11 protein-coding genes and 3 riboswitches are annotated in these 12364 nt (G+C 42.8%); of the genes, 9 read left to right on the top strand and 2 right to left on the bottom strand.

Features of this window, described 5'->3' with window-relative positions; translation table 11 throughout:
* Positions 1-115: 115 nt before the first annotated feature.
* Positions 116-222, bottom strand: a riboswitch (SAM riboswitch).
* A gap of 138 nt (positions 223-360) precedes the next feature.
* Positions 361-699: a DMT family transporter gene (locus tag P5G49_RS17330; RefSeq protein WP_301245895.1), complete on the top strand. Its 339-nt coding sequence runs from the start codon at positions 361-363 to the stop codon at positions 697-699.
* Position 700: 1 nt separating this feature from the next.
* Entirely contained in the window at positions 701-1015 is a 315-nt protein-coding gene (locus tag P5G49_RS17325; RefSeq protein WP_301245893.1) for a DMT family transporter, read from the top strand.
* Positions 1016-1039: 24 nt separating this feature from the next.
* Here the strand turns inward: P5G49_RS17325 and P5G49_RS17320 are convergent, their stop codons facing one another.
* Entirely contained in the window at positions 1040-1873 is an 834-nt protein-coding gene (locus P5G49_RS17320; protein WP_301245891.1) for a CPBP family intramembrane glutamic endopeptidase, read from the bottom strand.
* A gap of 174 nt (positions 1874-2047) precedes the next feature.
* Here P5G49_RS17320 and P5G49_RS17315 point away from each other — a divergent pair, with 174 nt between their 5' ends.
* From P5G49_RS17315 to P5G49_RS17285, 7 genes are all read left to right on the top strand, one after another.
* Positions 2048-3517, top strand: a complete 1470-nt coding sequence (locus tag P5G49_RS17315; RefSeq protein WP_301245889.1) for a nicotinate phosphoribosyltransferase — start codon at positions 2048-2050, stop codon at positions 3515-3517.
* Between the two features lie 11 nt (positions 3518-3528).
* Entirely contained in the window at positions 3529-4353 is an 825-nt protein-coding gene (nadE, locus tag P5G49_RS17310) for an NAD(+) synthase (RefSeq protein WP_301245887.1), read from the top strand.
* Between the two features lie 168 nt (positions 4354-4521).
* On the top strand, positions 4522-5475 hold the full coding sequence (locus tag P5G49_RS17305) for an AAA family ATPase (RefSeq protein WP_301245885.1): 954 nt from the start codon (positions 4522-4524) through the stop codon (positions 5473-5475).
* Positions 5472-6683, top strand: coding sequence for a DUF58 domain-containing protein (locus P5G49_RS17300; protein WP_301245883.1), 1212 nt, complete (start codon positions 5472-5474; stop codon positions 6681-6683). Before P5G49_RS17305 ends, P5G49_RS17300 begins: the two co-directional genes overlap by 4 nt.
* Positions 6680-8875 carry a DUF4129 domain-containing transglutaminase family protein gene (locus tag P5G49_RS17295; protein WP_301245881.1) on the top strand — a complete coding sequence of 732 codons (2196 nt, stop codon included), beginning with the start codon at positions 6680-6682 and terminating at the stop codon, positions 8873-8875. Before P5G49_RS17300 ends, P5G49_RS17295 begins: the two co-directional genes overlap by 4 nt.
* Positions 8876-8906: 31 nt before the next feature.
* Positions 8907-9008: riboswitch (purine riboswitch) on the top strand.
* A 110-nt stretch (positions 9009-9118) separates the two neighbouring features.
* Positions 9119-10468 (top strand): glutamine-hydrolyzing GMP synthase, encoded by a 1350-nt coding sequence (guaA, locus tag P5G49_RS17290; RefSeq protein WP_301245879.1) that lies wholly within the window; start codon positions 9119-9121, stop codon positions 10466-10468.
* 1 nt (position 10469) lies between these two features.
* Positions 10470-10571, top strand: a riboswitch (purine riboswitch).
* A gap of 123 nt (positions 10572-10694) precedes the next feature.
* Positions 10695-12029 carry an NCS2 family permease gene (locus tag P5G49_RS17285; RefSeq protein WP_301245877.1) on the top strand — a complete coding sequence of 445 codons (1335 nt, stop codon included), beginning with the start codon at positions 10695-10697 and terminating at the stop codon, positions 12027-12029.
* Positions 12030-12168: 139 nt separating this feature from the next.
* Here the strand turns inward: P5G49_RS17285 and P5G49_RS17280 are convergent.
* Positions 12169-12364, bottom strand: a 196-nt coding sequence (locus tag P5G49_RS17280) for a hypothetical protein (RefSeq protein WP_301245875.1), incomplete at its 5' end; no start/stop codon positions are given.

The following is a 12364-nucleotide window of genomic DNA, read 5'->3' as shown; positions in this document are numbered from 1 at the left end:
CGGAAAGCGTCCGCTCGGAACGAAAATCAACAGTTCCAGCATAAGCCCTCGTAAGTGGACTTTTTCAGTGGCCTCCGAATAAGAAGAGGGTCTTCAACAGCTGTTGAGGTCAATCTTCTCATCTTCAAGACGGGGCGCGTCTTTTGGAATTAGCACCATACCAAATCGGGCTGGTTGCTGAGACTTCGTCGGGCCAAATCCCTCCGTCTCTCTTGATAAGAATAAAAATATATAATTGTTAGAAAAATTATTTATCTAAAAATACCATGATTATGTACAGATTGCAAGAGTGCTTTGAAAATAAAGCTATAAGGAATTTGCTATAATGTGATCATGTTGAGTGGTGAGGAGGATTTTTTATTGGCTTGGATTTATGTTTTACTTGCAGCGATTGTTGAAATCTTTTGGGTCATTGGACTCCGTTATTCTGATACAGCATTGGAATGGGCAGGTACTGCCGTTGCAATCATCATCAGCTTTTATGCAATTATAAAAGCATGTGAGCAGCTGCCATCCGGCACGGTTTATGCAGTATTCACCGGTTCGGGCGCAGCGGCAATCGTATTGGTAGATTTTCTGTTTTTCAATGCGGAGTTTTCTATTATGAAAGTATTATTCATCGCCGTCATTATCGTCGGTGTAATCGGGATAAAGATGACGTCCGAAGAGTCGGTTCAAGTGGAAGAGGAGGGCGATTGAGATGGCGTGGATTTATCTTGTCATCGCCAGTTTAGGTGAGATTTTCGGGGTCATGTCAATTAATCTGTATTTGCAGAAGAGGTCATGGCAACGGTTGTTGTTAATTGTGGTGACATTTTCAGTTGGGTTCTATTTTCTATCGCTCGCGATGCGCGATATTCCAATGGGGACTGCATATGCAATTTGGACGGGATTAGGAGCTGCAGGGGCAGTTTTAATGGGGGTATTTTTCTTCAAGGAAGCTGCCGGATGGAAGCGGATCCTATTCTTATGTTTGATCATCGGCGGGGCAGTTGGCTTGAAGATATTTGGATGAAAAAAGGGCGATTCATTCGCCCTTTCATTCAGAGATAGTCTCCAGTGCACGCGCTGCTTCTTCTCTTTTCTTCGCTAAACCTCTTGCTAACTTAACTATGATATAGGCGGTTAAAATAGAACTGATGACAAGAAGGACCGATAATGTCCCCGAATTGTTCACTATATCCTCGCGCGTTGTAATTACAACTCCATTGAACCAAGAAGCCGGCAAGTATGAGGCAATGACGGCAAGAGTGTTATTTAATATATGCATCAGTATTGGTAGTAAAAGGTTTCCTGTACGCAAGTATAGTAGACATGCAATAACTCCAAATAGGAAAGCGCCGATCATATCAGCATGCAAAATCCCGAAGAGGATGCTTGATATCAAAATTCCGCCCCACATAGATGTCTTCTTCATGAAACGATGCAAGAAAACTCCCCGGAACACGAACTCCTCGACAATTGGCCCTAAAATGGTGATTGCGATAATCTCAGTCACCAAAAGGATGGGAGTCGATGGCATCGGCACTTCAGTCATCAGAAAGTCGACAAATGATGGAAAGATGGGGTCGATGACAAAAACAAGCAACCAAAATGAACTTAGTGACAAGGCGATGGAAACGACAACTATGCCGATAATCGCTGGAAGCCATGAATTAATCCCCTTAAATATAATGACATCCCGGACTATGTTTGGATACCTATTGAAATAATGACCAAAGAATATTGCGGGGATAATCGCATAAATGACAATATTTGCAGCGGCTCCGAAGAACTCCTCACTAACCCCAATCCCTACTGCGAAAACAACTAAAACAAGTACAGCCGCTACCGATAATGCGAATAAATATCGGATTTTCATCTCTTCAAACACGACAACACCCCCTTAATTAATCGTAAGCCAATTGGAACAATATGTCACTCTATTCTTTGAATGGTTTTGCAATAACTGTGTCGTCGGGAATTGATCCGATTTTGTTATTTTCCATTAGCTTTCGGGTAAATAGTGTATACTTGAAGCATTAGAATTGGAAGAAGGAGATTTGGCATGAGCTCGAATTATACAGATGACAGTTTGGCATTACATACCGACCTTTATCAAATCAATATGACGGAATCCTACTGGGCGGACGGCATCCATGAGAGGAAAGCGGTGTTTGAACTTTTCTTCAGAAGTTTACCGTTTGGGAACGGTTACGCGATTTTCGCGGGCCTTGAGCGGATCCTTGATTACTTAAGAGATTTTCATTTCAGTGAGAGTGATATCGCTTATTTGAGGGATGAACTTGGTTTTCAAGAGGATTTTATCACCTATTTAAAGGATCTTCGTTTCACTGGCGACGTTTACTCCATGAAGGAAGGCGAACTTGTCTTTGCGAATGAGCCAATCCTTCGCGTAGAAACGACACTTGCTGAAGCTCAACTTATCGAAACAGCACTATTAAACATCGTGAATTTCCAGACGTTGATTGCAACGAAAGCGAGCCGTATCAAGCAAGTCGTTAAAGACGATGTTGTAATGGAGTTTGGTAGTCGCCGTGCACATGAAATGGATGCCGCGGTTTGGGGAGCGCGCGCCGCAGTCATCGGCGGAGTCGAAGCGACGAGTAATGTACGCGCTGGGAAACGTTTCGGTATTCCAGTAGCAGGAACACATGCACATTCAATGGTACAAGCATATAAAAGTGAATATGAGGCATTTCATTCGTACGCTAAACGACATAAGGACTGCGTATTTTTAGTTGATACGTATAACACACTGAAAATTGGTATTCCGACAGCAATCCAAGTCGCAAAGGAGTTAGGAGATAAAATCAATTTCGTCGGCATCCGACTCGACAGCGGTGATATTTCATTTCTTTCGAAAGAAGCACGCCGCATGCTTGATGCAGCGGGATTCACCAATACTAAGATTGTTGTGTCGAATGATCTTGACGAATACACGATTTTGAACTTGAAAGCACAAGGTGCAAAGGTCGATACATGGGGAATTGGTACAAAACTGATTACGGCATACGACCAACCAGCACTTGGCGCGGTCTATAAAATCGTTGCCATCGAGAATGAAAATGGTGAAATGGAAGACACGATCAAGATTTCATCCAATGTCGAGAAAGTGACGACACCTGGGCAGAAAAAACTATATCGAATCATCGATCGTGAGAATGGCAAAGCTGAAGGCGACTACATTACAATGCATGATGAAGATCCGACAGCCGAAAAAAGGATTAAAATGTTCCATCCTGTGCATACATTCATCTCGAAATTCGTGACAAATTTTGATGCAATTGATTTGCATACAAAAGTGGTCGAAAAAGGCGAAGTGATATATACAAATCCCCCGTTGAATGAAATGCGGGAATATGCACATGAAAACTTGAATTTATTATGGGATGAATATAAGCGCTCCTTGAATCCTGAAGAATACCCTGTTGACTTGAGCCAGAAGTGTTGGGATAACAAAATGCGCAATATCCGTGAAGTTCAAGAAATGGTTGATGAGTACTCAATGAAATAGGAGGTCTTGAAATGACATTCCAAGAAGAGGTAATTGCTCAATTAAAGAGCAAATCTGAAATTAATCCGAAAGAAGAAATTCGTAAATCGATTGACTTCCTGAAGGAATATGCAATGAAAAATACTTTCGTCAACGGCTTTGTCCTTGGTATTTCAGGAGGGCAGGACTCAACGCTTGTCGGGAAACTTGCTCAAATGGCAGTAGATGAGTTGAATGAAGAAACTCAGACGGATCGTTATAAGTTCATTGCAGTGAGACTTCCATACGGCAAACAGTTTGACGAGAACGATGCGCAGGATGCACTTGACTTCATGAAGCCGTCATTAATTTACACGGTTGACATCAAGGGATCCGTAGACGCAAGTGAACGAGCTCTTGCCCAAGCTAACATCGCCATTTCCGATTATACGAAAGGGAATGAAAAGGCTCGGGAGCGCATGAAAGTCCAATTTGCAATCGCAGCGACACTTGGTTGTGTCGTATTAGGAACGGACCACGCCGCAGAAGCACTTACCGGTTTCTATACAAAGTTCGGGGATGGCGCTGCCGACCTTATGCCGATTTATCGATTGAACAAGCGGCAAGGTCGACAATTATTGAAGGAGTTAGGCTGTCCAGAGCATTTGTACAATAAAGTACCAACCGCTGATCTCGAAGACGACAAGCCTGCTCTACCGGACGAAATCGCGCTTGGTGTTTCGTACGAAGAAATTGACGATTTCCTTGAAGGGAAACAAGTATCTGAACAAGCACTCAAAACAATCGAAAACCTATACCGTAAATCCGAACACAAACGGCACACGCCGATTACGATATTTGATGATTTTTGGAAATGAATAAAAAACCCGCTATCGAATGAATCCGATAGCGGGTTTTTCGTGTTGTAAACCGCTACTTCCGCTTTTCGAGAGTTGTAGGATTAATAGAATTACTGTATTATAAAGTTACATTTTGTAAATTTTCGGACTTTGTTTAGAGAGAGAACTAAGAGTGGAGGAAATAGAATGACAACACATGCACAAGTGATCGATAAAGTTTTAACGAATATCGAAAAGGTGATGATCGGTAAACGGGATATCGCGGAGTTAAGTGTAACCGCATTGCTGGCAGGCGGGCATGTTCTGCTTGAAGACGTACCGGGCGTCGGGAAAACAATGATGGTAAAGGCATTAGCCAAATCGATAGGAGCCACATTTAAACGTATACAATTCACCCCGGATTTATTGCCATCCGATGTCCTTGGCGTCTCCATCTACAACCCACGGGAGATGGAATTCGAATTCAGACCGGGTCCCATTGTCGGCAATATCGTTCTCGCGGATGAAATCAATCGGACTTCACCGAAAACGCAAGCTGCTCTACTTGAAAGCATGGAAGAGTCCTCTGTGACCGTGGACGGGGAAACAATCCGGATTCCCCAGCCGTTTTTTGTAATGGCCACTCAGAATCCAATTGAATATGAAGGAACATATCCGTTACCGGAGGCTCAATTGGACCGCTTTCTTTTCAAATTAAAGATGGGCTATCCGAAAAGACTTGAAGAGGTTCAAGTATTGGCACGGGCAGAAAAAACTGTTCCAATCGACCAATTGGAAACAGTACTTACAATCAGTGAATTGACGGAACTCCAGCACGCCGTTAAAGAAGTGAATGTCGACGATACAATCAAAACGTATATAGTCGATTGTGCCTCGGAAACCCGCAATAACCCTTACGTCTATCTTGGGGTTAGCCCGCGTGGGTCACTTGCACTCATGAAATCCTGCCAGGCCTTTGCACTTATTAAAGGGCGGACGTATGTGACACCAGATGATGTTAAATATTTGGCTCCGTATGTCTTCGGCCACCGTATTATTCTAAAATCAGAAGCAAAATATGAAGGAATCACTGCGAATGAAATCGTAGAGAGGATCCTTACAAGAGTCAGCGTTCCGATTGAACGGGTAAAAATGAAATGAAAAAAGGAAGAAAACTGCTCTCGATGACAGGTCGCTTTGCCTTCATCGTCAGCCTCTTCTTTTCCGTATATGTTTTTGCGATGTTTCAAGGTGGGAAAGTAAGCTGGACGATTTTTTATATGTTAACCCCATTTCTCTTGTATTCAATCATCTTATTTGTCTATCCGATGAATACGATAAAGGCGGAACGCATCATACGATCACGGACTGTAAAAAGCGGTGGAAAACTTGTGGTTTCAGTTAAACTTCATCGGGCTTTCCCTTTTCCATTGCTCTATACCGTGGCAAGCGATAAATGGGTGGATTCTGAGATGGAAAAGAATGCAAGCAACCGGACGAAGCATCTTTTTATCTTCGGATTCAAAAAAGAAGTTGAATGGTCATATGAAATTGAACGTCTTCCAAGAGGAGAGCATATTGTCGAAGGAATCGAAATAGAAGTTTCCGATTTTTTCGGTTGGATACAAAAAAAGGGATTTATAGATTTGAAGGATACAATTCTTGTCTTCCCTAATACTACATCAATGCATTATGCGCCGATCAATGCTCAATATGACCGTGGCTCCCTTGCCTCTCCATTTTCTCTTATCAAGGATACGACGATGGCTACGGGTGTGCGAGATTATCAATCGGGGGACCGAGTCACTTGGATCCACTGGAAATCATTCGCACGCACTCAAAATCTGATGACAAAGGAATTTGAGGATCGGCAATCGGAGGATCTCATCATTTTACTGGACAATCGGGAAACGGAAACATTCGAGGAACAGGTTGAATTGGCCGCTTCCATTGTAGAGGAAGCCTCAGGCCACCAATCGAATATCGCATTCGTTTCGGCCGGCGCAGAAACGGCCGTATTTCCGTTCATCAATTCCGCAGATCAGCTGCATGATGTGTTTGTACACTTGGCAAAAGTAAGACCGATTCCTACGAAAGATATTCAACCGTTGGAATCGTTTACCTTTACAGCAGTTGCCGGAAGTATTGTACTCGTAACTGGAAGTCCGGATTGGCCATTTATTCAATCAGTGATGGGGTTTGTGAAAAATAGAAGATCTGTAATCTGCTTTGTTGTCGTTGACAAAAATGTCCCGATTTCACAACAGCTACAGGAACAGATCAGGTACGCTGAATCGAAGGGGATTACAATCCATGTTTTAGGAAAAATGCAGTTTTCCGACGCGTTTAAGGAGGTGGCCAATTTATGAAGGAAGGAAAGACGGATATTCGCTTTCTTATACTTATGTATGCCCTTGCCTTTGTCTTGCTATGGGAATGGCTACTGCCTGTCATTGAACTGACGGACACTGAATATATAGGGGTTTTTCTTTGGTTCATCGGACTTTCCTTCCTTTTTAGATTAACAGGGATGAAATGGTGGCTATCCGTTCCTTTAAAAATCATCTATCTTTTCTGGTCGCTTCATTTTGTTTTTTATCATGCCGCTTTCCTAACAAAAGATTCTGTGGGCCATTTGGTGAGGGATCTTATCTCGAACTTTGCAATTGTCGGTGCTGGGGATTGGCAGAATATAACCAATCCCATGCGGACTGTACTCTTTTTCATACTTCTATGGATGACAATCTATTTGATCCGCCATTGGATCGAGGTGCGAAAGAGTATTCTGCTTTTCTATGCGATGACTGTCATTTTCATCTCTGTTCTGGATACATTCAGTTCATATGTTGCGGAAGCGGCGATTTTCCGCATTATGGTCACCGGTCTTCTATTAGTTGGATTATTGACCATTTCGCGCCTATCCGAAAAACATAGCGAAAGATTGAATACGGGGATGTTTGCAACCTTTTCTGTCCCTTTGCTGTTTGCTGTAATTGTAAGCAGTACTTTTGCAAGCTTCATGCCCGAAAAAGGTCCTGTCTGGGCTGATCCAATTCCTTTCCTGAAGTCCGCTGTACTTGGAGAAGGGAGCGGAACTGGAGGGGTTGTCTCAAAAAGTGGGTACGATTTCGATGATTCAAGGCTTGGCGGTGCCTTCTCAAAAGACAACACGTTGATCTTTACCGCGACAGTCCCACGGAAGCAATATTGGAAAATTGAAACTAAAAATACGTATACATCAAAGGGGTGGGAACAGAGGATAGATGAAAATCCCCCTGTCACTTATGTCCCGGGTGCTATTTTGGAAGAGGTCGACTACTCCGATACCGCCAATAATTTACATGCAGAAATTAACATGAGAGAGCGATTGCCTTATCTTGTCTATCCGTATGGAACATCCACAATTCATGCAAGGACAGATGTTTTGCTTAAAAAGCAAGAGGAGACCGGCCAGTTATGGGCAATGAAGGATGGAGAAAGCTTTGATTTAGATTCATTTAGTGTCGATTTTACGGAACAATCGTATAGTCTGAAGGAATTACGTGAAGTGACAATGGAAGACTATCATTCAGATCCTGACGTCCCGGAACTCTCCGAGTACTTGCAGCTTCCTGAACAATTACCTGATCGCGTTCGGGAGCTTGCTATGGATATCACATCAAAAGAAGAAAGCATTTATGAAAAAGCGAAATCAATTGAACGCTACTTTTCCAGAAGCGGGTTTTCATACGACCAACAGAATGTAGCAATTCCAAGAGGAAACGAGGATTATGTGGATCAGTTCTTGTTTGATACGAAGAGGGGCTATTGCGATAACTTTTCAACATCTATGGTCGTCATGCTTAGGTCAGTAGATATTCCTGCCAGATGGGCAAAAGGTTTTGCACCCGGTGAAGGAAAGGCGAACTCAAATGGAAAAGTAGAATATAAAATCACAAACAATGAGGCACACTCATGGGTGGAGGTTTATATTCCGGGATTCGGTTGGATGCCTTTTGAACCGACAATCGGGTTTTCAAACCCGGTTGGCATCCAATATGACCTTGAAATGGATATAAGTGATCCTGAAACGCCAAACATGGAAGAACGCGAACGCCCAGAACCCAAAAAGGATGAAACACCTGTGGCGAAAGTGAAGGATGGGGGAGGATTCGGTCCCTTCCTCAAATCAGTAGGTGATTTCCTGCAAAAGCATGCTTGGATTGGGATCCTCGGAATTGCCCTGTTGCTATTTGCTGTTTGGCTTGTTTATAGAAACCGGGGAAAATGGGTTCCAAAGCTGCTTATTAAGTCCCATCGTAAAAGAAAGCCGGACTGGATCCGATTCACGAAACAATATAAAAGTCTGCTCAAGCAATTGGAACGTTTCGGTATTTTGAGAACCGACAGCATGACGCTTTCGGAATATGCAAAATCGGTAGACACATACTTCGGAGGTAGGCAAATGGGTAAACTGACCGAAGTGTATGAGCAGGGCCTATACGGTGGGTATACGAATCGTCAAGATTGGGCAAGTTTACAGGAAATATGGGAAGATTTAATCATTAGGGCAACCGGTTGATTTTTACGGAACCGAGGAGTATGATAGGAAAAAATGAACAACCGATAGCCCTCGTATATGTCTGATAATATGGTTCGGACGTTTCTACCAAGTCACCGTGAATGACTTGTCTATGAAGGCATGGATGGATTTGTCTATTTATGCCTATCGTAGAATGGTAAGACGCGTGGAAAGGAAGGACTTTCTAACGCGTCTTTACTGATTTCTAAGGCATCGGAATTTAATTTGGAAGAGGTGGATCAATTGTCGACTGCTCCTTTATTGATCGAACAGGATAAGATTGTAGTAATTGATTTCGGAAGCAAACATAACCAACTGATCACGCGGACGATACGTGAGTTAGGCGTTTACAGTGAATTACACCCTCATACAGTTACAGGGGAAGAACTAAAGAGCATGCAAGCTGTCGGTGTCATCATTTCCGGTGGTGAAGAGGAGAACGTATACAACATCGATTCCTCAGTGTTGGACTTAGGAATCCCTGTTCTTGGAATAGATTCCGGAGCGCAATTCATTTTGAAGCACTTCGGTGGATCTTCAGAATTACCAGCTAACTTCTCCACAATTGAAACCGACTCAACTGGTGACAATGTGAAAGAAAAACTTCGACATTTTGTTGAGAACATCTGTGAGGCGGAAGCAAGCTGGTCGATGAAAACCTTCATTGAAATCGAAGTTGAAAAGATCCGTTCCCAAGTCGGTGATCGGAAAGTCCTGTGCGCATTAAGCGGCGGCGTCGACTCATCGGTCGTTGCAGCATTGATCCATCGTGCAATCGGTGACCAGCTGACATGTATCTTTGTTGACCACGGTCTTCTTCGTAAAGGTGAAGTCGAAAGTGTTGTCGACACATTCAGCAATCAATTCCATATGAACTTCATTAAAGTGGATGCGCGCAAACGCTTCTTGGACAAGTTAACAGGCGTAACCGATCCAGAGCAAAAACGTAAAATCATCGGCAATGAATTCATCTATGTATTCGATGAGGAGTCAGCAAAGCTTGAAGGGATCGACTTCCTTGCACAAGGAACGATTTATGCCGATATAATCGAAAGTGGAACTGCGACTAAAGAAGTCATCAAATCCCACCATAACGTAGGTGGTCTGCCTGAAGATATGGATTTCGAATTGATCGAACCATTGAAAGCATTGTTCAAAGATGAAGTACGTGCAGTCGGCGCTGAACTTGGTCTTCCTTCTGAAATCGTGCACCGCCAACCATTCCCTGGACCGGGACTTGGTGTTCGCGTATTAGGAGAAATCACTGAAGAGAAGCTTGCAATCGTACGTGAAGCTGACTGGATCCTTCGTGAGGAGATTGCTAAAGCAGGTCTTGATCGTGAAATCTGGCAGTACTTTGCAATTCTGCCTGACATTCGAAGCGTCGGTGTCCGAAACGAAAAGCGTTCGTATGACTACGCAGTAGGCCTCCGTGCAGTACATTCAGTAGATGGGATGACAGCGGATTGGGCAAGAATCCCTTGGGATATCCTTGAGAAAATCAGTAATCGGATTACATCCGAAGTTGAACACGTAAATCGCGTCGTTTACGATATTACAGGTAAACCACCTGGCACAATCGAGTGGGAATAAAAATAAAATTGAATATCTGTATCGTATAATCTTGGGAATATGGCCCATAAGTCTCTACCGAAACACCTTAAATGTTTCGACTACGATTTTTGAATTAAAGGAGAAATCCTTTTAATTTGACTGTCATTAGGGAAATGTACGAGGAGAAGTCGTATGTTTCCCTTTTTTTTATTGCCTGTTTTTGCCCTATGAGACTATTAAATCTAAAAAACAAAGGACGGTCATCATGAAGAAATATTTTGAGTTTGAGAAGTTAGGAACGAATTATCGCAGGGAAATTATTGGGGGATTAACAACATTCTTGGCAATGGCTTATATATTGGCTGTCAATCCGATTATGCTTTCACTCGAAGCTATTCCGGATCTGCCTGAAGCAATGCGTATGGATAAAGGTGCCGTATTCGTTGCAACAGCACTCGCGGCAGCAGTTGGTTCCCTATTCATGGGATTGATCGCAAGATACCCGATTGGGCTTGCACCGGGAATGGGTTTGAACGCATTTTTCGCCTTTACAGTTGTGTTAACTTACGGAATTCCATGGCAAGTTGGATTGACCGGTGTTCTGTTTTCTGGAATTATTTTCATCATCCTATCATTAACTGGTTTACGTGAACTGATCATTAATGCAATTCCTGCCCAATTGAAATACGCAGTTGGGGCTGGTATCGGTTTATTTATCACTTTCCTTGGACTTCAAAACGCCAACATCATTGTAGGGGATCCAAATACCCTTGTTGCACTCGGGGACTTATCTGCCGGTCCTACATTGCTTGCCATTTTCGGACTTGTCGTTACTGTGATTATGATGGTGAAAAAAATCAATGGCGCCATCTTCTATGGAATGATTATGACTACTATTGTTGGAATGTTTGTTAGTTTAATTGAAGTACCGACAAAAATCGTCGACAAGGTTCCAGATGTTTCTCCGACTTTCGGCGCTGCTTTTGATGTGATTTTCCAAGACCCTATGTCTTTAATGACAACTCAATTCCTTGTCATTGTCATCACTTTCTTATTCGTCGACTTCTTTGATACAGCAGGAACGCTTGTTGCTGTAGCTACTCAAGCAGGATTAATGAAGGATGACAAACTACCACGTGCAGGAAGAGCGTTGCTTGCAGACTCAATGGCTACAGTAACGGGAGCGATTTTCGGTACATCAACGACGACTTCCTATGTTGAATCATCTGCGGGTGTCGCTGCAGGGGCACGAACGGGATTTGCTTCTATTGTAACGGGACTGCTTTTCATTTTAGCTTTGTTCTTCTCACCATTGCTCTTCATCATTACGCCAGCAGTTACCGCACCAGCTTTAATTATTGTTGGGGTTCTCATGGTGTCGGCTCTTGGAAATATTGAATGGACGAAATTCGAAATAGCAATCCCAGCATTTTTCGTTATCATCTTCATGCCTTTGTCTTACAGCATTGCAACGGGTATCGCCATCGGCTTCATCTTCTATCCAATCACAATGCTGTTAAGTGGTAGACGGAAAGAAATCCATCCGATCATGTATGCGATGTTTATTATCTTCATTCTTTATTTCATATTTATTAAGTAAAAACAGTGGAACGGCTCAATTGGGCCGTTCTTTTCTTATGCCATAATCAGCTTAAAATAAGGCTTTCTTAGAATAGGGAAGGGGGGAGGGATAAAAAGTTTATTAAAAGTGTTGACGGAGTTAATTTCATTTGGTATAGTTATAAAGCAGTCGGGAGCACGACAAAAACCGACAGCAAAAGACAAACAAATGAACCTTGAAAACTGAACAGCAAAACGTCAACAAATAAAGTTCTGGAGCCGACCCTGTTGGTGAAAAGGACAAAACGAATCTTCGGATTCGAAATTGACATCTTAAATGATGCCAGCAAGAAACTCGAGCTATTCGAATTTCTC

The organism is Sporosarcina highlanderae, from assembly GCF_030433715.1.
GTDB lineage: Bacteria > Bacillota > Bacilli > Bacillales_A > Planococcaceae > Sporosarcina > Sporosarcina highlanderae.
The sequence above is the reverse complement of the archived record's forward strand: the minus strand, read 5'-3'. Positions and strand labels throughout refer to the sequence as shown.